The sequence below is a fragment of the Actinomadura sp. GTD37 genome, from assembly GCF_041951365.1.
GTDB lineage: Bacteria > Actinomycetota > Actinomycetes > Streptosporangiales > Streptosporangiaceae > Spirillospora.
On the sequence record NZ_JBGNUS010000002.1, the window covers coordinates 819,435 to 839,242 of the forward strand.

At 74.7% G+C, this 19,808-nt stretch carries 21 protein-coding genes; 8 read left to right on the forward strand and 13 right to left on the reverse strand.

Features of this window, described 5'->3' with window-relative positions; translation table 11 throughout:
* Window positions 1-62: 62 nt before the first annotated feature.
* The 5 genes from ACA511_RS17925 to ACA511_RS17945 are packed head-to-tail and all read left to right on the forward strand — an operon-like array spanning window position 63 to window position 4,953.
* Window positions 63-863 (forward strand): ABC transporter ATP-binding protein, encoded by an 801-nt coding sequence (locus ACA511_RS17925; protein ID WP_375025477.1) that lies wholly within the window; start codon window positions 63-65, stop codon window positions 861-863.
* Window positions 860-1,708 (forward strand): ABC transporter ATP-binding protein, encoded by an 849-nt coding sequence (locus ACA511_RS17930; protein WP_375025478.1) that lies wholly within the window; start codon window positions 860-862, stop codon window positions 1,706-1,708. Before ACA511_RS17925 ends, ACA511_RS17930 begins: the two co-directional genes overlap by 4 nt.
* A complete protein-coding gene (locus tag ACA511_RS17935) occupies window positions 1,705-2,595 on the forward strand; it encodes a branched-chain amino acid ABC transporter permease (protein ID WP_375025479.1) in 891 nt (296 codons plus the stop codon). Before ACA511_RS17930 ends, ACA511_RS17935 begins: the two co-directional genes overlap by 4 nt.
* The gene (locus ACA511_RS17940) at window positions 2,588-3,688 is read left to right on the forward strand and encodes a branched-chain amino acid ABC transporter permease (RefSeq protein WP_375025480.1); all 1,101 of its coding nucleotides are present in this window, start codon (window positions 2,588-2,590) and stop codon (window positions 3,686-3,688) included. The genes ACA511_RS17935 and ACA511_RS17940 overlap by 8 nt, the downstream gene beginning before the upstream one ends.
* Window positions 3,685-4,953 carry an ABC transporter substrate-binding protein gene (locus ACA511_RS17945; protein WP_375025481.1) on the forward strand — a complete coding sequence of 423 codons (1,269 nt, stop codon included), beginning with the start codon at window positions 3,685-3,687 and terminating at the stop codon, window positions 4,951-4,953. Before ACA511_RS17940 ends, ACA511_RS17945 begins: the two co-directional genes overlap by 4 nt.
* Here ACA511_RS17945 and ACA511_RS17950 read toward each other — a convergent pair.
* From ACA511_RS17950 to ACA511_RS17970, 5 genes are read right to left on the reverse strand one after another with little or no spacing between them, the layout of a single operon-like run.
* Window positions 4,950-5,399: a MarR family winged helix-turn-helix transcriptional regulator gene (locus tag ACA511_RS17950; protein WP_375025482.1), complete on the reverse strand. Its 450-nt coding sequence runs from the start codon at window positions 5,397-5,399 to the stop codon at window positions 4,950-4,952. The genes ACA511_RS17945 and ACA511_RS17950 overlap by 4 nt on opposite strands.
* Entirely contained in the window at window positions 5,396-6,916 is a 1,521-nt protein-coding gene (locus tag ACA511_RS17955) for an MFS transporter (RefSeq protein ID WP_375025483.1), read from the reverse strand. The genes ACA511_RS17950 and ACA511_RS17955 overlap by 4 nt, the downstream gene beginning before the upstream one ends.
* 29 nt (window positions 6,917-6,945) lie before the next feature.
* Entirely contained in the window at window positions 6,946-7,764 is an 819-nt protein-coding gene (locus tag ACA511_RS17960) for an ABC transporter ATP-binding protein (protein WP_375025485.1), read from the reverse strand.
* The gene (locus tag ACA511_RS17965) at window positions 7,765-8,814 is read right to left on the reverse strand and encodes a FecCD family ABC transporter permease (RefSeq protein WP_375025486.1); all 1,050 of its coding nucleotides are present in this window, start codon (window positions 8,812-8,814) and stop codon (window positions 7,765-7,767) included.
* Window positions 8,811-9,857, reverse strand: a complete 1,047-nt coding sequence (locus ACA511_RS17970; protein WP_375025487.1) for a FecCD family ABC transporter permease — start codon at window positions 9,855-9,857, stop codon at window positions 8,811-8,813. The genes ACA511_RS17965 and ACA511_RS17970 overlap by 4 nt, the downstream gene beginning before the upstream one ends.
* Before the next feature lie 98 nt (window positions 9,858-9,955).
* Here ACA511_RS17970 and ACA511_RS17975 point away from each other — a divergent pair, with 98 nt between their 5' ends.
* Window positions 9,956-10,984, forward strand: coding sequence for an ABC transporter substrate-binding protein (locus tag ACA511_RS17975; RefSeq protein WP_375025488.1), 1,029 nt, complete (start codon window positions 9,956-9,958; stop codon window positions 10,982-10,984).
* Window positions 10,985-10,995: 11 nt separating this feature from the next.
* Window positions 10,996-11,826: a siderophore-interacting protein gene (locus ACA511_RS17980; RefSeq protein ID WP_375025489.1), complete on the forward strand. Its 831-nt coding sequence runs from the start codon at window positions 10,996-10,998 to the stop codon at window positions 11,824-11,826.
* A 12-nt stretch (window positions 11,827-11,838) separates the two neighbouring features.
* Here the strand turns inward: ACA511_RS17980 and ACA511_RS17985 are convergent, their stop codons facing one another.
* Window positions 11,839-12,453, reverse strand: a complete 615-nt coding sequence (locus ACA511_RS17985; protein WP_375025490.1) for a response regulator — start codon at window positions 12,451-12,453, stop codon at window positions 11,839-11,841.
* A complete protein-coding gene (locus ACA511_RS17990; protein WP_375025491.1) occupies window positions 12,441-13,610 on the reverse strand; it encodes a sensor histidine kinase in 1,170 nt (389 codons plus the stop codon). The genes ACA511_RS17985 and ACA511_RS17990 overlap by 13 nt, the downstream gene beginning before the upstream one ends.
* Before the next feature lie 47 nt (window positions 13,611-13,657).
* Between ACA511_RS17990 and ACA511_RS17995 the strand changes: the two genes are divergently transcribed.
* Entirely contained in the window at window positions 13,658-13,840 is a 183-nt protein-coding gene (locus ACA511_RS17995) for a hypothetical protein (RefSeq protein ID WP_375025492.1), read from the forward strand.
* 5 nt (window positions 13,841-13,845) lie between these two features.
* Here the strand turns inward: ACA511_RS17995 and mnhG are convergent, their stop codons facing one another.
* From mnhG to mbhE, 6 genes are read right to left on the reverse strand one after another with little or no spacing between them, the layout of a single operon-like run.
* Window positions 13,846-14,175 (reverse strand): monovalent cation/H(+) antiporter subunit G, encoded by a 330-nt coding sequence (gene mnhG, locus ACA511_RS18000; RefSeq protein WP_375025493.1) that lies wholly within the window; start codon window positions 14,173-14,175, stop codon window positions 13,846-13,848.
* The gene (locus ACA511_RS18005) at window positions 14,172-14,447 is read right to left on the reverse strand and encodes a monovalent cation/H+ antiporter complex subunit F (protein WP_375025494.1); all 276 of its coding nucleotides are present in this window, start codon (window positions 14,445-14,447) and stop codon (window positions 14,172-14,174) included. Before ACA511_RS18005 ends, mnhG begins: the two co-directional genes overlap by 4 nt.
* Window positions 14,444-14,995 (reverse strand): Na+/H+ antiporter subunit E, encoded by a 552-nt coding sequence (locus ACA511_RS18010; RefSeq protein ID WP_375025495.1) that lies wholly within the window; start codon window positions 14,993-14,995, stop codon window positions 14,444-14,446. Before ACA511_RS18010 ends, ACA511_RS18005 begins: the two co-directional genes overlap by 4 nt.
* On the reverse strand, window positions 14,992-16,512 hold the full coding sequence (locus tag ACA511_RS18015) for a Na+/H+ antiporter subunit D (protein ID WP_375025496.1): 1,521 nt from the start codon (window positions 16,510-16,512) through the stop codon (window positions 14,992-14,994). The genes ACA511_RS18010 and ACA511_RS18015 overlap by 4 nt, the downstream gene beginning before the upstream one ends.
* Complete coding sequence (locus ACA511_RS18020; RefSeq protein ID WP_375025497.1) at window positions 16,509-16,937, reverse strand: Na(+)/H(+) antiporter subunit C; 429 nt, start codon at window positions 16,935-16,937, stop codon at window positions 16,509-16,511. Before ACA511_RS18020 ends, ACA511_RS18015 begins: the two co-directional genes overlap by 4 nt.
* Window positions 16,934-19,777, reverse strand: coding sequence for a hydrogen gas-evolving membrane-bound hydrogenase subunit E (gene mbhE / locus ACA511_RS18025; RefSeq protein WP_375025498.1), 2,844 nt, complete (start codon window positions 19,775-19,777; stop codon window positions 16,934-16,936). The genes ACA511_RS18020 and mbhE overlap by 4 nt, the downstream gene beginning before the upstream one ends.
* Window positions 19,778-19,808: the final 31 nt, after the last annotated feature.

A 19,808-nucleotide genomic window follows, 5' to 3' on the forward strand; every position in this document is an offset into this window, starting at 1 on the left:
CTGTGGACGCAGGTCGGCGGCCCGTGCTGGGCTGCCCGCCACACGAACTTCTGGAGGGGCGAATGACGAACGGGACCCTCGTGGTCCGCGATCTGTCGGTGAGCTACGGGCGCGCGGTGCGGGCCCTGCGGGGCGTCTCGCTGGACGTCCCGGCGGGCTCGGTCACGGCCGTGCTCGGCGCGAACGGGGCGGGCAAGACGACGCTGCTCCGGGCGATCTCGGGCACGCTGCCGTTCCACCGCGGGGCGGTGGACACCGGCGCGGTCCGGCTCGGCGACCGGTCCCTCATCGGGCTGCATCCGGCCACCGTCGTGGCGGCCGGGGTGGTGCAGGTCCCGGAGGGGCGGCGGGTGTTCGGCCGGCTCAGCGTGGAGGAGAACCTGCGGGCGGGCGCGCTCGGGGCGCCCGCCCGCGGCGCGGCCGCCAAGGCGCGCGGGCGGGTGCTGGAGCTGTTCCCGGTGCTCGCCGAGCGGGCCCGGCAGCGGGCCGGGCTGCTGTCCGGCGGCGAGCAGCAGATGCTCGCCATCGGGCGGGCGCTGATGGCGTGCCCGTCGGTGCTGCTGCTCGACGAGCCGACGCTCGGCCTCGCGCCGCTGATGGCCGAGCGGATCGCCGAGACCGTCCGGGAGATCAACCTGCAGGGCACCGCGATCCTGCTGATCGAGCAGAACGCCGCGCTGGCGCTGGAGCTGTCGTCGTCCGCGCACGTGCTGGAGGTCGGCGCGGTGACGCTGCACGGGCCGTCGGCGGAGCTGGCCGCGAGCGACGAGGTCCGGCGGCGGTACCTCGGCGTCGGCGGCGGGGACGACGAGGGCGGGGACGACTCGGCGCCGCCGCCGTCGCTGGAGCGGTGGGCCGGATGAGCGAGGCGAAACGGGGGGCGTCGGAGGTCGCCCGCCCACAGGAGACGGGCGAGCTGGTGGTCGACGGGCTCACGGTGCGGTTCGCGGGGCTGACCGCGCTGGACGCGGTCGGGTTCACCGTCGCGGCGGGCAGCGTCCACGCGGTCATCGGGCCGAACGGGGCGGGCAAGTCGACGTGCTTCAACGTGCTGTCCGGGGTGTACCGGGCGAGCGCGGGCAGCGTCCGGTTCGGCGGCGCGGAGCTGACCTCGCTGCCGCCGCACCGGATCGCCGGCCTCGGCGTGGCCCGGACGTTCCAGAACATCGCGCTGTCGCGGCACCTGTCCGTCGAGGACAACCTGATGCTCGGGCGGCACCGGCTCACCCGGGCCGGGTTCGCGTCGGCGGGGCTGCGGCTGCCGCGGGCGCGCCGCGAGGACGCCCGGCACCGGGCGCGGGTCCGCGACATCGCCCGGTTCGTCGGCGTCGGCGAGCACCTGGACGCGCCCGTCGGGCTGCTGTCCTACGGCGTCCAGAAGCGGGTCGAGCTGGCCCGCGCCCTCGCGATGGAACCCCGGCTGCTGCTCCTGGACGAGCCCGTGGCCGGGATGAACGGCGCGGAGCGCAAGCGGATGGCGGAGGTCATCGGGCGCGTCCGCGCCGACCTCGGCGTCTCGGTCCTGCTCGTCGAGCACGACATGGGGATGGTCATGCGGCTGGCCGACGAGGTCACCGTCCTCGACTTCGGCCGGCGCATCGCGGGCGGCGAGCCGGAGCGGGTGCAGCGGGACCCGGCCGTGATCCGCGCCTACCTCGGCGCCGCGCACGAGCCGCGGCAGCCCGCGGATTCGGAGGGAAACCCTTGAGCACGTTCATCGAGCTGGTGGTCAACGGGGTCTCGGCGGGATCGGTGTACGCGCTGATCGCCCTCGGCTTCGTGATCATCTTCAAGGCCACCGAGGTGGTCAACTTCGCGCACGCGTCGCTGCTGCTCGCCGGCGGCTACGTGACGGCGGTCCTGCACGACGACATCGGCTTCCTGCCGGCGCTCGGCGCGGGCATCGCCGCCGCCGCGGCCGCGGGCGCGCTGGTCGAACTGCTGGTGCTGCGCCGCGCCCGCGTCGAGAACCACGCGGTGCTCGCGATCGTCACGATCGGCGTCGACATCGTGCTGACGACCGCGCTGACGCGGGAGATCGGCACGCAGGTCCTGTCCATGGGCGACCCCTGGCAGGACGAGATCGTCGACGTGGCGGGCGTCGGCATCGCGCAGACCCGCATCGCCGCGTTCGTCGTCGCGTCCCTGCTGATCACGGCGTTCCTGCTGGCGTTCCGCTACACCTCGTGGGGCGTGGCGATGCGGGCGGCCGCCGAGGACGGGGAGACGGCCGCGCTGATGGGCGTCCGGCTGACCCGCGTCTCGCTGGCCGCGTGGGCGGTCGCGGGCGCCCTCGCGGCGGTCGCGGCGCTGTTCCTGACCGTGTTCCCCACGCCGGGCCTGGACCGCAGCACGTCGTTCGCGGCGATGAAGGCGTTCCCGGCCGCGATCCTCGGCGGGCTCGACTCCACGACGGGCGCGCTCGTCGGCGGCCTCGTCGTCGGGCTCACCGAGTCGCTGGTGACCGGCTACCAGGGCGACCTCGCGTTCATGGGGCGCGGCATCGGCGAGGTGGCGCCGTTCCTGGTGATGCTCGCCGTGCTGCTGGTCCGCCCGGCCGGGCTGTTCGGGACGAGGGAGCTGTCGCGTGTCTGACCGTGCGCTCCGGCTGGCCGCCGCGACCGGGGGAACCCTGGTCCTGCTCGCCATGCCCTTCTACCTGGACGCGTTCTGGCTGCAGACGGGCCTGTTCGCGATGTCGGCGGCGATCGGCGCCATCGGCCTGAACCTGCTGACCGGCGCGACCGGGCAGCTGTCGATGGGGCACGCGTTCTTCCTCGCGGTCGGCGCCTACGGGTACGTGTACCTGGCGTCCGACCCGGGGCCGCACGCGGCGGGGCTCGGGCTGCCGACGCCGCTGGCGTTCCTCGGCGCGATCGTCCTCGCCGGGATCGCGGGCGGCCTGTTCAGCCCCATCGCCGGACGGCTGCGCGGCGTCTACCTCGGCATCGCCTCCCTCGCGCTGATCTTCATCGGGCAGCACGTGCTGTTCAACGCCGAGGGCGTCACCGGCGGGTTCAACGGCCGGGACGTCCCGCCGCTGGTGGTGGCCGGGTTCCGGTTCGACGACTCCCCCGAGCTGGTGCTGTTCAACGTGCCGCTCGGCGCGCTGGAGCGGCTGTGGTTCCTCGCCGTCCTGCTGCTGATCCCGGCGGCGTGGATCGCGCGCGGCATCCTGCGCGGCCGGCCGGGGCGGGCGATGAACACGATCCGCGACCACGAGACGGCGGCGGCGGTGATGGGCGTGCCGGTGGCGCGGTACCGGGCCGGGGTGTTCGTGCTGTCGTCGATGTACGCGGGGGCGGCCGGGGCGCTGCTCGCGCTGGCGTTCCGGCGGACCGTCCCGGACTACTTCGGCATGTTCCTGTCCCTGGACTACCTCGCCATGATCGTCATCGGCGGGCTCGGCACCGCCGCCGGCGCCGTCGCGGGCGCGGTGTTCGTCTCCGTCCTGCCGCAGCTCCTCACCCGCTTCGGCGACGACCTGCCGCTCGTCGCCGCGCCGGGCTCCGGCGGGGTCTCCCCCGCCGAGGCCGCCCGGATCCTGTACGGCGCCGCCGTCGTCGCCGTCGTCCTGTTCCTTCCCGGCGGCCTGGCCGGGATGTGGCCGCGGCTCCGCTCGGCCGCGGCCCGGCGCCGGGCCGCCCGTCCCCTCACCCGACTAGAACAAGAGGAGCAACCGACATGAACCGAACGGCACGCCTCACGGCGGTCGCCGCCCTGGCGCTCGCGCTGCCGCTGAGCATGGCGACCGGCTGCAGCGGCAAGGCGACCGGCGAGTCCGGCGGCACCGGCAAGGACGGCGTCAAGACCGGCCCCGGCGTCACCGACGACACGATCCGCGTCGGGGCCGCGACCGACCTCACCGGCGTGTACGCGCCGCTCGGCAAGAGCCTCACCCAGGCGCAGCAGCTGTACTTCGAGCAGGTCAACGCGGAGGGCGGGATCTGCGGCCGCAAGGTCGAGCTGGTCGTCCGCGACCACGGCTACGACGTGCAGAAGGCGGTCTCCGGGTACAGCGAGATGCAGTCGAGCGTCATCGGCCTCGCCCAGTTCGTCGGGTCGCCGATGGTGACGGCGCTCAAGCAGCGGATCACCTCCGACAAGATGTTCGTGATCCCGAACGCGTGGGCGACGACGCTGCTCGGCAACAAGTACATCCAGGTCACCGGCACGACCTACGACGTCGACATGATCAACGCCCTGGACTTCCTCACCAAGGAGAAGGGGATCGAGAAGGGCGACAAGGTCGGGCACGTGTACTTCGAGGGCGACTATGGCGAGAGCGCGCTCGCCGGGTCCGAGTACGCGGCGGGCAAGCTCGGCCTGACGATCGTCGAGCAGAAGATCAAGGCGACCGACAACGACATGACCGCGCAGGTCTCGGCGCTGAAGGACGCCGGCGTGAAGGCGATCCTGATGAGCGCCGGGCCGAAGCAGTCGGCGTCGCTCGCGGGCGTCGCGCGGGCCAAGGGGATCACGGCGCCGATCGTGGCGAGCAACTCCGGGTTCTCCCCGCAGCTGCTGCAGACCCCGGCGGCGCCCGCGCTGCTGAAGGGCTTCTACCTCGCCAGCGCCGGTGCGCCGATCTCCTCCGACCTGCCGCTGATCAAGAAGCTGGCGGACGACTACGGCAAGAAGTACCCGGGGCAGCCGCGCGACAGCGCGGTCGTCAACGGCTACACCGGCGCCGTGATCTTCGCGGACGCGCTGAAGAAGGCGTGCGACGCCAAGGACCTCACCCGGGAGGGCCTGATCGCCGCGCACCGGTCGACCACCGCGCACGACGGCGGCTACGGCACGCCGATGGACTTCTCGAAGGTGGCCGAGCCCGGCACCCGCAAGACCTACATCCTGCGGACGGACGCGAAGGCGCTGGGCGGCATGGTCGTCGAGCGGGCGCCGCAGGAGTCCGAGGCGGCCGAGACCTACAAGGTCCCGTCCGGCGCCTAGGACCCGGCGAGGAGGTGGGCGGCGATCCGGTCGAGGACGGCGAGGTCCTCGGCCGGGAGGTCGTACAGCGACGGCGGCGGGGTGGCGAGGATGCGCTCGGCCTCCGCCGCCGCGGCGCGGCCCGGCCCGGTCGCGGTCACGAGCTTGGCGCGCCGGTCGGCCGGGTTCGGGGTCCGCTCGACGAGGCCGCGGCCGACCAGGTCGTCCACCACGACGGTGGCGTAGGGGCGGTCGGTGAGCAGGAGTTCGGCGACGTCGCGCAGCGTGAGCGGCGTCGCGGCGGCCGCGATGCGGCGCAGCGCCTTGACCCGGAAGAAGCTCATGCCGAGCGCCTCGGTGACCTCGCGGCGCCGGTCGTTGCGCTCGTGGAACACGATCCCCAGGTTGCGCCAGGCGCGGCCCGCCACATCGGCGGGCGCGGACGGCTCGGCGGCCGGCTCGGTCATCGGGGGCTCGCTCCCTTCACAGGGCGGTCTGGGGCACGGTGGTCAGGGGCACGGTGGTCCGGGGCCGGCTCGCCGGCGTCGAACAGCCCGGACACGCGCGCGGTGGTGCGCGCGGCCCGCCGGCCGGTGGTGACCGTGCCGAGTACGAGGACGGCGGCGGCGCATCCGGTCAGGATCCAGTATGCCGGGCGGGCGGCGGCCACGAAGGCGTCCGCGCCCGGCGCGCCGGACGTCCCGGCGGCGAGCACCGCGCCGATCACCGCGACGCCGAGGGCCTGCCCGATCTGCCGGCTGGTGGAGGCGATCGCGGCGGCGACGCCGGCCTGGGCGCGCGGCATCCCGGACACGGCCGTGTTGGTGATCGGCGAGTTCACCATGCCGAAGCCGATGCCGAACAGCATGTAGGAGGCGAACAGCGTGGCGTTCCGCGTCTCGGCGTCGAACCCGGCGAGCAGCAGGCCGCTGGCCAGCATGGTCGCCCCGGAGATCTGCAGCGGCAGCCGCGGGCCGCGGCCGCCGACGAGCCGTCCCGACAGCGGGGACGTCACGGCGGTCATCGCGGCCATCGGCAGCAGGTACAGCCCGGCGTGCAGCGCGGACAGCCCCCGGATGTTCTGCAGGTAGAGCGTGGTGACGAACAGGAACCCGCCGAGCGCCGCGAAGCTGGCGACGGCGATGAGCGTCGCGCCCGAGAACGGGACGCTGCGGAAGAAGCGCAGGTCGACGAGCGGTTCGGGGGTGCGGAGCGCGTGCCGGACGAACCCGGCCAGGGACGCGGCGGCGAGCAGCGCGGCGCCGTAGACGGCCGGGTCGCCGGGGCCGCGGCCGGGCGCCTCGATGATCGCGTACGTCAGCGTCCCGAGCAGCACGATCATGAAGCCCTGGCCGAGCGGGTCCGGGCGGCGCGGGCGCGCGGCGCGCGACTCGGGCACGAACAGCGCGGTCAGCGCGAGCGCGGCGAGGCCGATCGGCACGTTCAGCCAGAAGATCGACCGCCAGCCGACGGAGTCGACGAGCAGCCCGCCGACGAGCGGCCCCATCGCCATGCTGAGCCCGACGACGGCGCCCCAGACGCCGATGGCGCGGGCCCGTTCGCGCGGCTCGGTGAACACGTTCGTGATGATCGACATGGCGACCGGGGTGAGCATCGACCCGCCGACCGCCTGCACGACGCGGGCGCCGACGAGCCAGCCGAGGGACGGCGCGAGGCTGCACAGCACCGACCCGGCGACGAACAGCACGAGCCCGGTCTGGAACACCCGGCGGCGGCCGATCCGGTCGGCGGTCGAGCCGGACAGGATCAGCAGCGACGCGAGGACGATCAGGTACGCGTCGATCGTCCACTGCAGGCCGGACAGCGAGCTGCGGAAGTCGTGCTGGAGCGTGGGCAGCGCGACGTTGAGGATCGTGTTGTCGAGGCTGACGATGAGGAGGCTCATGCAGCAGATCGCGAGCACGAGCATTCTGCGGCGGCGGCTCAGCTCGGGCACCGGGCTCCGATCGTTGTAGGCGTACAAACATTGTAAGCCTACAACGATTTTCCGGATCAGGTCAGGGCGGGGACGCGGGCGCGCGCCGCCGGGACGACGAGCGGCGTCCCGGTCTCCGGGCAGTCGATCACCCGGCACGGCAGCCGGAACACCTCCTCGACCAGTTCCGCCGTGACGACCTCGGCCGGGCCGCCCTCGGCGGCGATCCGGCCGTCCCGCATGGCGATCATGTGCGTGGCGTAGCGGGCGGCGTGGTTGAGGTCGTGCAGGACGGCGACGACCGTGCGGCCCTCCTCGTGCAGCCGCGCGCACAGGTCGAGGACCTCGATCTGGTGGGCGATGTCGAGGTAGGTCGTCGGCTCGTCCAGCAGCAGGATCGGGGTCTGCTGGGCGAGCGCCATCGCGATCCACACCCGCTGCCGCTGCCCGCCCGACAGCTCGTCCACGTGCCGGTCGGCGAGGTCCCCGACGCCGGTCGCGGCCATCGACTCGGCCACGACGCGCTCGTCCTCGCGCGACCACTGCCGCAGCAGGCTCTGGTGCGGGTACCGGCCGCGCGACACCAGGTCGGCGACCGTGATGCCCTCCGGCGCGATGGACGACTGCGGCAGCAGCCCGAGCGTCCGGGCGAGCCTCTTGGCGGGCCAGTCCGCGATGGGCCGGCCGTCGAGGACGACCGCCCCGTCCGCCGGCCTCAGGATCCGGGCGAGCGCCCGGAGCAGCGTCGACTTGCCGCACGCGTTCGGTCCCACGATGACCGTGAACGAGCCGTCCGGGACGGCCACGTCGAGGTCCTCGGCGACGGTGCGCTTGTCGTAGGCCAGCGTCAGCCGGGCGCCGGCGAGCCGCGCGCCCGTGCTCAGAGAATCCTTCATTCAGATCCGTCCCGTCTTGCGTTCGGTCACGAGGAGCCAGACCAGGTACCCGCCGCCGAGGAGGCCGGTCACGACGCCGACCGGGAGCTGGTGCCCGGGGAAGGCGCGCTGCGCGACCCAGTCGGCGGCGACCAGCAGCGCCGCCCCCATGCACATCGCGGGCAGCAGGTTGGGGCCGGTCGTGCGGGTGAGGCGCCGGGCGAGCTGCGGCGCGGTCAGCGCGACGAACGCGACCGGACCGGCCGCCGCCGCGGCGAGCGAGGTGAGCAGCACGGCCGCGGCCAGCATGACCAGCCGGACCCGCTCGATGGGGACGCCGAGGCCGTGCGCCGCGTCGTCGCCCATCTCCAGCATCCGCAGCGCCCGGCCGCAGCCCACCATGACCAGCGGCCCGAGGACGGCGAGTGCCGCCAGCACGGGCGCGGTGTCGGCCCAGTCGCGGCCGTCGAGGCTGCCGGTCAGCCACAGCACGGCGCGGGCCGCGTCCGTGATGTGCGCCTGGGTGAGCAGGTAGCCGTTCACGCCGGTGAGGATCGCCGCGACGCCGATGCCGACGAGGATGAGCCGCTGCCCGTGCGCGCCGTGCCGTCCCGCGACCGCCCACACGACCAGGCCGGTGAGCAGCCCGCCGCCCGCCGCGCCGGCCGCGACCGCGGCGGTGCCGCCGCCGGTCAGCACGATCACCGCGAGGACGCCGCTCGCCGCGCCCTGGCTGAACCCGAGGATGTCCGGGCTGCCGAGCGGGTTGCGGGTCAGCGACTGGAAGATCGCGCCCGCGAGGCCGAGCGCGGCGCCGACGGCGAGCGCCGCCGCCGCGCGCGGCAGCCGGATCTGGTTGACGATCAGCGAGTCGGCGGGCGCGCCCCGCCCGAGCAGGGTGCGGACGACCTCGGCGGGGCTCATCGGGAAGTCGCCGCTGCCGATGAGGAGGACGCCCGTCCCGAGCGCCACCGCCAGGCAGGCCGCCGCGACGGCGAGCGCGCGCGGGCGGAACCGGAAGGACGGGCCGGACGGCGTCCGGACGACGGCGAAGCGCGGCGCGCGGCTCACGAGGTCACCGCCCTGCTCAGCGGCCGCCGGACGAAGTACAGGAACAGCGGCCCGCCCGCGACGACCATCACGATGCCCACCTGGAGCTCGGACGGGCGGACGACGACGCGGCCGAGGACGTCCGCCGCCAGCATCAGCGCGGGCGACAGGACCGCGCAGTACGGCAGCAGCCGCCGCAGGTCGGGGCCGGTCAGCGCGCGGACGAGGTGCGGCACCATCAGCCCGACGAAGACGATCGGCCCGCAGGCGGCCGTCGCGGCGCCGCACAGCAGGGTGACCGCGGCGATCGCGGTGATCCGGGCGCGCCCGGGGGCGGCGCCGAGCGCGCGGGCCGCGTCCTCGCCCATCGCCATCGCGTTCAGCGGGCGGGCGAGCAGCAGCGCGAGCACCGCGCCGACGGCGACGAACGGCGCGACGCGGACGACGGTGTAGCCCTGCGCGGAGGCGAGGGAGCCGACCGTCCAGAAGCGCATCCGGTCGAGGGACGCGGTGTCCAGCAACTGCACGGCGCTCACGTACGAGAAGAGGGCGGCGTTCAGCGCGGCCCCGGCGAGCACGAGCCGCGCGGGGGTGGCGCCGCGCCCGCCGCCCACCGCGTAGAGCAGCACCGCGACGGCTCCGGCGCCCGCGAACGCGAACCACACGAAGCCGGTGAACGAGGTGACGCCGAGGAACGAGATCGCCGACACGACGGCGGCGGACGCGCCCGCGTTGATGCCGAGGAGCCCCGGGTCGGCGAGCGGGTTGCGGGTCAGCGCCTGCATCACCGCGCCGGCCAGCCCGAGCGACACCCCGGCGAGCAGCCCGAGCAGCGTGCGCGGCAGGCGCATGTCGTGGACGACGGTGTACGCGGCCGAGTCGGCGTGGAACAGGCCGTCCCACGCCTGCCCGAGCGACAGCGGCTTCGCGCCGACCGCGAGGCTGAGCGCGATGGCCGCGAGCAGGAACAGGACCCCGCCGAGGAGCCCGGCCGCCTGCCGCGGACCGCGGCGGGATCGCGCGGCCGGCCGCTCCGCGAGCGGCGGCGGCTTGGTCGACAGCACCTGGCGGGCCCCCTCTCGACAAGATCTTAGGTTAGGTTAACCTAAGTTCTCATCGGCCCACTAACCGGCCACCGTAGTTGATTTGGGAGAAAGTCCGCATGTCGAAGACCGGTGCTCGTCCCCTCACCCGCCGCGCCGTCCTGGGCGCCGGCGGCGCCTTCGCCCTCGGAGCGCTGATCAGCGCGTGCGGCGGCGACGACGGCGCGGGCGGCGCCGCCTCCCCCGCCGGCGGCGCCTGGACGTTCACCGACGACCGCGGCACGAAGATCGGTCTCCAGCGGCGGCCGCGGCGGATCGTCGGCTACTCCGCCACCGCCGCCGCCCTCCACGACTTCGGCATCGACGAGCAGATCGTCGGCGTGTTCGGCCCGACGAAGCTCAAGGACGGCGGGCCCGACCCGCAGGCGGGGAACCTGCCCGTCGGCCGGCTGGAGATCATCGGCAACGCGTTCGGCGAGTTCAACATCGAGAAGTACGCCGCGCTCCGCCCCGACCTGCTCGTCGACAACATGTTCCTGCCGGGCGAGCTGTTCTACGTCCCCGCGGAGAGCAAGGACAAGATCTACGCGCTGGCCCCGAGCGTCGCGATCTCCGCCGGCGCCGTCGCCCTGCCGAAGCCGATCGAGCGGACCGCCGCGCTCGCCGCCGCCCTCGGCGCCGACCTGAAGTCGGCGAAGGTCACCGCAGCCAAGGCCCGGTTCGAGAAGGCCGCCGAGGCCGTGCGCGCGGCGGCCAAGGCCAAGCCGGGCCTGAAGGTCCTCGCCGCGTCCGCGAGCCCCGACCTGTTCTACGCGTCCAGCCCGGACATGAACACCGACCTCATCTACTACAAGGAACTCGGCGTCGAGCTGATCGTCCCGGACAACCTCGACAAGAACGGCTACTTCGAGAACCTGAGCTGGGAGAACGCCGACAAGTACAAGGCCGACGTCATCATGCTCGACTCCCGCACGCAGGCGCTCCAGCCGAAGGACCTCGGCTCCAAGCCGTCCTGGAAGGACCTGCCCGCGGTGAAGGCCGGCCAGGTCGTCCCGTGGCAGCCGGAGCCCCGCTTCTCCTACGAGGGCTGCGCGCCGCTCCTCGAAGCGGTCGCCACGGCCCTGAACTCCGCGAAGAAGACCGGTTGAAAGGCGGCACGATGGCCACCCCCACCCACCCGTACGCGTTCTTCGACCTGCACGTCCTCCGGTCCGAACGGCTCGGGCCGTCCATGGTCCGCGTCACCTTCGGCGGGACGGCCCTGGACGGTTTCGCCACCGCCGGCCGCGACCAGCGCTTCAAGCTGTTCCTGCCGCACCCGCACCAGGACGCGCCCGTCATGCCGGAGAACAGCGACGGCGACACGTGGTTCGCCGACTGGCGCGCCCTGGACCCGGCCGAGCGCGGCATCATGCGGTCCTACACCGTCCGCGACCACCGGCCCGGCGAACTGGACGTCGACTTCGCGCTGCACGCCGACGGCTCGTCCGGACCGGCCGCCCGGTGGGCCGCGGCGGCCCGCGCGGGCGACCGCGTCACCATCCTCGGCCCGACCGGCCCCGACAACGGCGGCTACGACTTCCGGCCGCCGCCCGGCTCCCCCGTCGTCATCGCGGGCGACCTGACCGCGCTGCCCGCCATCGCCGGGAACCTCGCCTGGCTGCCCGCCGGGACGCCCGCCCAGGTCTGGATCGACGTCCCGCACGCCGAGGACCGGCAGGACCTGCCCACCGCCGCCGACACGGAGATCACCTGGGTCTCCCCCGGAACCGTGCTGGACGCCGTCCGCGACGCGGAGATCCCCGGCGGCGCGTACGCGTGGATCGCGGGCGAGTCCGCCGTGGTCAAGGCCCTGCGCCGGCACCTGGTGAAGGAGCGCGGCCTGGACCGCCGCGCCGTCTCCTTCACCGGCTACTGGCGCCGCGGCGCCACCGAAGAGGACCTACTCGCAGAGTTCGAGGCAGGCGAGACCCCCGCCACCGCGGAGTGAGCCGACGCGGGGTCAGGGGGTGGTGATGATGCCGTGCTGCATCGCGGCCATCACGGCCGCGGTGCGGTCGGAGACGCCTAGTTTGGCGAAGATGCGCAGCATGTGCGTCTTCACCGTCGCCTGGCCTATGTAGAGGCGCTCGCCGATCTGGGCGTTCGTGAGGCCCTCCGCGACGAGGACGAGGACCTCCGCCTCGCGCGCCGACAGGGCCGGCGGGGCGGGAGCCGCGGCCACCGCCGTCAGCCGCGCCGACACCTCGGGCGACAGGACGCGGCGGCCCGCCGCGACGTCCCGGACGGCCGCGGCGAGGTCGGCGCGCGACGCGTCCTTCAGCAGGTAGCCCGCCGCGCCCGCCTCGATCGCGCGGACGATGTCGGCGTCGTCCCGGAACGTCGTCAGCACGAGGATCCGGTGGCCGGGCAGGCGCTCGATCGCGCTCACGCCGTCCCCGGACGGCATCCGCAGGTCCATCAGGACGACGTCCGGGGCGACGCGGGGCACCAGCGCGACGGCCTCGTCCCCGGATGCGGCCTCCGCCGCCACCTCGATGTCCGGTTCGGCGGCGAGCATCCCGCGCAGCCCCTCCCGGACGATCGGGTGGTCGTCGACGATCATCACGCGGAGCACGGGATCTCCACCTCGACTCTGGTCCCGTCGCCGCCGGCGACGGTGAACGTCCCGCCGGCCTGCTCGACGCGGCTCCGCATGCCGCGCAGCCCGAACCCCCGCTCGACCTCCTCCGGCGCGAACCCGCGCCCGTCGTCGGCGACGCTCAGCCGCACGGGCTCCCCGTACTCCAGCCGCACCCGTACCCCCGTCGCGGCGGCGTGCTTGCGGACGTTGGCGAGGGCCTCCTGCGTCACCCGCAGCAGGACGACCTCCACGGCGTCCAGGGGCCGCGGCTCGCCCTCGACGGCCAGGTCGACCGGGAGGTCGAAGTCGCGGGCCATCCGCCGCAGCGCCTCCACCAGCGAGCTGCCGTCCAGCGCGGGCGGCGCCAGCGCGGCGACCAGGCCCCGCGTCTCGGCCAGGTTCTCGCGCGCCGCCCGCAGGGCCAGCTCCAGGTGCCGGTTCCGCCCGACCTCGGCCTCCGCCGCCTGCACCAGCATCGTGATGGACGTGAACCCCTGCGCGATCGTGTCGTGGATGTCGCGGGCGAGCCGCTCCCGCTCGGCGAGCACGCCCGCCTCGCGGCTGACCTCGGCCAGTTCGCCGCGCGTCCGGTCCAGCTCCTCGATGAGCCGCATCCGCTCGTGGTTCTGGTGGCCCATCCGCCCGATGAACACCGCGAGCAGCCCGCTGCACGCGATGCCCGCCGCGACGATCACGGCCGTCGCCGCGGTGCCCGCCCCGGACTGCGCCAGCCCCCGCCCGACCGGCCCGGCGAGCAGGACGAGCATCAGCGCGAACCCGCGCGCCGCCCCGAAGATCATGTAGACCTGCGGCGCCAGCGCGGCCAGGCCCGTCGCCGTCACCGGCGCGAGGAGCGTCGCGGGCACGAACATGCAGACCAGCGCGACGGCGTAGATCCTGCAGCCGGGCCGCGGCACCTCCGGCGAGCGCAGCGCCGGCCGCCCGATCGCCGCGTACGCCACGCTCAGCAGGACGAGCAGCGCGATCGCCGCCCCTCGCCGGCCGGGCGGCGCCGAGTCGGCGGCCGTCGCGGCGATGGTCCCGACCAGCACCATCGCGAAATAGGCGTCCCACAGCGGATACGAGCGCCGCCAGACGTTCTCCGCCCGCGCCACCGGCTCGGCCATGTCCCCCGTACCCCTCGTGTCCACCGACCGGTGGATACTACTGCCCCGCCGGTCACAGCAGGATTATGGCCATGAACAAGAACATCGCCCGGCAGGCCCTCTTCGCCTTCACCGTCCTCTACGGCCTCGTCATCGCCCTCCTGGCGGTACTGGACGTGGCGGCCCTCGGCGTGTTCGCCGCCATCGGCGCCGTGGCCATCGGCCTCGGCTGGGGCTGCTCCGGCATGTTCGCCCGCGGCGCCTCCCGGAACTGACCCGGTCAGGTCGTGCGGTCGGTCTCGTCCAGGGCGAGGGCGGCGGGGTCGACGACGCCGGCGCGGTAGGCGGCGCCGGCGATCGTCTGGGCGGTCACCGGCGCGGTGATCAGCTGGAAGACGGCGATGAGCAGCAGCGGCGTCGCCGACGACACCGACCCGGTCTGCGGCGCCAGCCCGGCGAGGACGAGCAGGAGCCCGATCGTCTGCGGCTTCGTCGCCGCGTGCAGCCGGGCGAGCAGGTCCGGGAAGCGGAGCATGCCGAGCGCGCCGACGGCGCAGAACCCGGATCCGGCGAGCAGCAGGACGGCGCTGACGGCGTCGGCGGCGCTCACGCCCGGTCCCGCCGCTCCGCCCGCGCCGCCGCCAGGTGCGCCGCGCCGACCGATCCCACGAAGCCCATCAGCGCGATGACCACGAGGACCGTGGTGTTGGCGGTCTCCCCGACGACGGCCGTGTGCACCGCGATGCCGCTCACCAGCAGGACGGCCAGGACGTCCAGCGCCATGATGCGGTCGAACGTGGACGGGCCGCGGACGAGCCGCGCCCCCGTCATCAGGAACGCGGCGCCCAGCAGCGCCAAGGCCGCGGCGTAGACGATGCTCATCGGTCCTCCCTGGTGGGTTCGTCCTGTCCGGGGGTGTCCTCGGCGGTCACGAGGGCGCGCATCAGCCTCTCCTCGGTGCGGAGCACGCCGTCGCGCGCGGCGTCCGCCTCCCGCTGGGAGCGGACGGGCATGGCGTGGATGCGCAGGATGTGCCGGTCCCAGTCGGGGTCGACCAGGAGGGTGCCGGGACGCAGCGAGATGCTCGTCGTGACGGCCAGCAGGATGAGCTCGGAGCGGGTCCGCGCGTCGACCTCGACGATCGCGCCGCGCACCCGGCCCGGCCGGTACAGGGCGTGCCGGCCGATGATCAGGCTGGAGACGAGCAGGTCCCAGGCGAACTCCAGCAGCGCCGCGGCGAACCACAGCGGCCGGACCCGGCGCAGCGCCGGGGCGGCCGGCGGCCGGCTCACCGCGAAGGCGGAGGCGACGACGGCGACGCCGCCGGCCGCGATGAGCGGGCCGACCCGTCCCCAGAGCATCAGCCACACCGCGAACAGCCAGGCGGCCATGACCAGCCGGGATCCGATGCGGCGCGCGGCGGTGTTCACGGGCTCCCCCCGTCCAGGACGGCGTGCCGGTAGGCGCTCCGGTCGATCAGGTCGCTCGCGGCCCGCCGGCTCCAGGCCGCGAGCGGGCCGGCGAACACGGCGATGAGCAGGCCCGCGACGACCAGGACGGCGGTCACGGACTGCATGAGCCGCACGCCGCCCGGCGTGTACGACTCGGCGGCGGGCGGCTCGCCGGCCTCCGCCGGGCGGGGGCGCCAGAACCCGAGCGTCCAGATGCGGCTCATCGCCATGAGGGTGAGGACGCTCCCCAGCACGGCCACCCCCGTCACCGCGTAGGCGAGCACGCTCCCCGCGCCGGCGCCGGCCTGGAACAGCGCGAGCTTGGCGACGAAACCCGAGGTCGGCGGCACGCCGCTGACGCTCATGGCGGGAACGAAGAACAGCACGGCGATGAACGCCGACAGGCCCGCGAGCCCGCCGAGCCGGTGCAGCGACGTCTCCCCCGTCCGCCCCTGGACGAGGTCGCTGACCAGGAAGAGCGTCGCCTGCACGACGATGTGGTGGACGAGGTAGAGGATCGCTCCGGTGAGGCCCGCCACGTCGAACAGGGCGAGGCCGAACAGCATGTAGCCGATGTGGCCGACGAGGATGAACGAGAACACCCGGTGGATGTCGTCGTGCGTCAGCGCGCCGAGGGTGCCGACGACGATCGTCCCGGCGGCGAGGACGAGCATGACCCGGGAGCCGTGCTCGCGCGGGAACACCAGCGTCTCGACCCGGATGAGCGAGTACACGGCGGCCTTCGTCAGCAGCGCCGCGAACACCGCGGTGATCTTGGTGAGCGCGGCGGGGTAGCTGTCGGGCAGCCACAGGTGCATGGGCACGATCGCGCCCTTGATCCCGAACACCGCCAGGAACAGCAGGCCGAGCGCCGTCCGGGTGGCGCCGGGCAGGTCCGCGGCGCGCATCGACAGGTCGGCGAGGTTCACCGTGCCCGCCGCCGCGTAGGTCAGGCCGAGCGAGGTGAGGAAGAGGATGGAGGACGTGAGGCTGACCACGGTGTAGGTCATCCCGGCCCGCACCCGCTCCCCGGTCGGCGTCAGCGTCATGAGGACGTAGCTCGACGCGAGCATGACCTCGAACGCGACGAAGAGGTTGAACAGGTCCCCGGCGAGGAAGACCAGGCCGACCCCGGCCGTCAGCGTGAGGTAGGCGGGGTAGAACACGCCGGGCTCGTGCCCGCCGAGCCCGCCGGCGCCCTCCCCCACCGCGTGCAGCATGATCGCCAGCAGCACCGCGCCGGACACCACCAGCAGCAGCGCCGACAGCCGGTCGACGACGAGCGTGATGCCGAGCGGGGCGGCCCAGCCGCCCATCTGGACGGCGAGCACGCCGTCCCGGGCCACGGCCGCGACGAGTCCCGCGCCGGCGGCGACGACCCCCGCGACGGTCAGCGGCCCGAGGACCCGCAGCCAGGTCCGCCGGCGGCGGGCGAGCAGCGCCAGCGCCGCGCCGAGCAGCGGCAGCGCGAACGGCAGCGGGACGAGGACGTTCACGGGCCGTCCTCCGGGCCGGGGTTGCGCTCCTCCAGCGGCGTGGCGTCCGGCTCCTCCTCGCGGCGGCGCCGCTCCGCGCAGATCCGGCGGTCCTCGACGTCGTCGGCGACCTCGTCGCCGCCGCGCAGCTGCCGGCTCCGGTAGGCAAGGGCCAGCAGGAACGCCGTGACGCCGAAGGTGATCACGATGGCGGTCAGCGCCATCGCCTGCGGGAACGGGTCGACCATGCGCCCGGGACCCTTCGCGCCGAGCAGCGGCGGCGTGCCGGGGCCGCCGCCCGCCAGCAGGAGGACGAGGTTGGCGCCGTGCCCGAGCAGCGTGAAGCCGACCACGATCCGGATGAGGGACCGCTGCATCAGCAGGTCGAACCCGGCGGCGAACAGCACGGCGACCACCACCACGAGGACGAGGCCGGGCCCGGTCACGCCGGCCCCTCCTCGGGGGTCTCCTGGTCGTCCGGCTCCTCCAGGCTCGCCCCGAGCGTGGTGAGGATCGTCAGCACCAGCCCGAGCACCAGGAGGTAGACGCCCGCGTCGAAGAGCAGGTTGGTGGGGATCTCGACGCGGCCCAGCACCGGCACCGCGCCGCCCAGGTGCTCCGAGCTCAGGAACTCGCCGCCGGACGCCCAGCCGCCCGCGCCCGTCGCGACCGCGATCCCCAGCCCGGCGCCGAGCAGCACGGCGGGACGCACGGGCAGCGCGGTGGCGAGCTCGCGGCGCCCGCCGGGCAGGTACCGCAGGACGAACGCCATCCCCGCCACGAGACCGCCCACGAAGCCGCCGCCGGGACGGCCGTGCCCGGCGAAGAACAGGTACGCCGAGAACACCAGGATCGTCGGCGTCAGCACCCGCGCCGCCGCGCCCAGCACCACCGCGGAGCCGCCCAGCGGAGGGCGGCCGGGTGCGGCGAGCCAGCGGCTGAGCGGCCCGTCCCCCGGCCCGCCCCCGCCGCCGGGCGGGCTCCGCCGCGTCCCCGGCCCGGTCAGCACCAGGCTCGCGACGCCCATCGCGGTCGCGGCCAGCACCGCGATCTCGCCCAGCGTGTCGAGCGCGCGCAGGTCCACCAGGATCAGGTTCACCACGTTCTTCGTGTGCTCCTGCGCGGCGAGACGGGTGTAGCCGGGCCCGGCCGGGGCGGTGGTCCGGCTCAGCGACGCCACCGTCAGGAAGAGCCCGACGAACGCGCCCATGCCGACGCCGACCGCCGCCGTGGCGACGCGGGTCCCGGTCTTGCGGAGGCGCGGCGGGAACCGCTCCGGCAGCCGCCGCAGCACCAGCACGAGCATGATCAGCGACAGCGTCTCCACGACCACGAGGGTGAGCGCGAGGTCGGGTGCGCCGTGCACGACGAACAGGCCCGCCGTCCCGTACCCCGTGCCGGACAGCAGCACCACCGCCGACAGCCTGTTGCGCACCCACATCGCCGCCAGCGCGCAGGCGACCACCACCGCGGACAGGACGAGCTGCATCGCGTCGTCCCAGGCCGGGAGCCCGCCCGCCGGCCACGCCGGCCCCGCGCCGCGGACCAGGCCGGCGACGAGGGCCGTCCCGGGCACGGCCAGCACCGTCAGCGCGATCACGCCGAGGTACACCGGCAGGGAGCCGGTCTGGAGCCGCCTCGTCACCGCGTGCGCGCCGGCCATCGTCCCCTCGATCACGGCGTCGTAGGCGCGCTGCGCGTCCGGGAGCCGCCACCGCGCGGGGCGGCCCGGGAACGTCCGGCCGAACGCGGCGTACAGCCCGGCGCCCGCCACGAGGGCGGCCGCCGACAGCCCGAGCGGCAGCCCGAGCCCGTGCCAGACCGCGAGCTCGTGGCCGGGCACATGGCCGGGTCCGCCCGCCGGAAGCGTCCCGGCGTAGGGCCCGATCAGCTTCTGCAGCGCCCCGGGGACGAGCCCCAGCCCGAATCCGGCGGCGGCCAGCAGCACGACGGGCACGACGAGCCCCCAGGGGTCGCCGGGGCCGTCGTCCGTCCCGCCGGAGAAGGCGCCGTGCAGGAAGCGCGCCCCGTACGCCACGGTCAGCGCCGCCCCCGCCACCACCCCGGCGAGGACGGCGATGTCCAGGCCGCCGTGCGCGAACGCCTCGAACGCCGCCTCCTTCGCCACGAACCCGAGGAACGGCGGAATGCCGATCATGGACGCGATCGCCGCCGTCGCCGCCGCCGCCAGCACGGGCAGCCGCCGTCCCGCGCCCGCCAGCCGGTCCGCGCGCCGCGTCCCCGTCTCGTGCTCGACGGCGCCGACCGTCAGGAACAGCGGCGCCTTGAACAGGCCGTGCGCCAGCAGGAGAGCCGCGCCGGCCAGCGCCGCCGTCCGCGTCCCGTTCCCCAGCAGGACGATCAGGAAGCCGAGCTGGCTGATCGTCCCGTAGGCGAGCAGCCGCTTGAGATCGTCCTGCCGCAGGGCGACGAGGCCGCCCGCCAGCAGGCTCAGCAGCCCGACCGCCAGCACCAGGGGCCGCCACGGGGCCGTCCCGGCGAAGCCGGGCGCGAGCCGCGCCACCAGGTAGACCCCGGCCTTCACCATCGCCGCCGCGTGCAGGTAGGCGCTGACCGGCGTCGGCGCGACCATCGCGGCGGGCAGCCACGCGTGCAGCGGCACCTGCGCCGACTTGGCGAACGCGCCCAGCAGCACCAGGACGACGCCGACGCGCGCCGCGGCGCCGCCCGGCGGGTCCGCGACCAGCGCCGAGATCCGGTACGTCCCCGCGGCCTGCCCGAGCACCACGAAGCCGACGAGCATGACGAGCCCGAACGCCGTCGTCGTCAGCAGCGCCTGCGTGGCCGCCCGCCGGTCCGCGGCCCGGTCCGGCCGCGTGTGCCCGATGAGGACGAACGAACTCAGCGTGGTCAGTTCCCAGAACACGTACAGGACGAGCAGGTTGTCGGCGAGCACCAGCCCCGTCATCGCCCCCGCGAACGCGACCAGCGTCCCGGTCATCAGCCGCTCGGACCGCTCGAAGTACCAGCCCGCGTAGCAGAGCACGACGGCCCCGACCCCGCCGACCAGCAGCAGCATCACCACGGTCAGCGCGTCCACCCGGAAGTCGAGCACGAGCCCCAGGTCGGACGCCCAGACGACGCTCGTGTCCAGCTCCCCCCGCCCGGCCCGGGTCGCGGCCCACGCGGCGGTGGCGGCGGGCACGGCGGCCGCGGCGCACGCCATGGCCCGCCGGTGCCGGCCCAGCGCCCAGGGCACGCAGACCGCCGCGACGGCATAGATCCCGACCAGCGCCAGCATGCCGCCCGCAGCCCCCTCCCCCAAGGCACGTCCGCAGGCGATCTACCCGGCCAGC

Bases quoted from the DNA above. Each gene is read 5' to 3' on its own strand.
- ACA511_RS17925 (WP_375025477.1), top strand. From the start codon at position 63: ATGACGAACGGGACCCTCGTGGTCCGCGATCTGTCGGTGAGCTACGGG.
- ACA511_RS17930 (WP_375025478.1), top strand. From the start codon at position 860: ATGAGCGAGGCGAAACGGGGGGCGTCGGAGGTCGCCCGCCCACAGGAG.
- ACA511_RS17945 (WP_375025481.1), top strand. From the start codon at position 3,685: ATGAACCGAACGGCACGCCTCACGGCGGTCGCCGCCCTGGCGCTCGCG.
- ACA511_RS17950 (WP_375025482.1), bottom strand. From the start codon at position 5,399: ATGACCGAGCCGGCCGCCGAGCCGTCCGCGCCCGCCGATGTGGCGGGC.
- ACA511_RS17960 (WP_375025485.1), bottom strand. From the start codon at position 7,764: ATGAAGGATTCTCTGAGCACGGGCGCGCGGCTCGCCGGCGCCCGGCTG.
- ACA511_RS17975 (WP_375025488.1), top strand. From the start codon at position 9,956: ATGTCGAAGACCGGTGCTCGTCCCCTCACCCGCCGCGCCGTCCTGGGC.
- ACA511_RS17980 (WP_375025489.1), top strand. From the start codon at position 10,996: ATGGCCACCCCCACCCACCCGTACGCGTTCTTCGACCTGCACGTCCTC.
- ACA511_RS17995 (WP_375025492.1), top strand. From the start codon at position 13,658: ATGAACAAGAACATCGCCCGGCAGGCCCTCTTCGCCTTCACCGTCCTC.
- ACA511_RS18005 (WP_375025494.1), bottom strand. From the start codon at position 14,447: ATGAGCATCGTCTACGCCGCGGCCTTGGCGCTGCTGGGCGCCGCGTTC.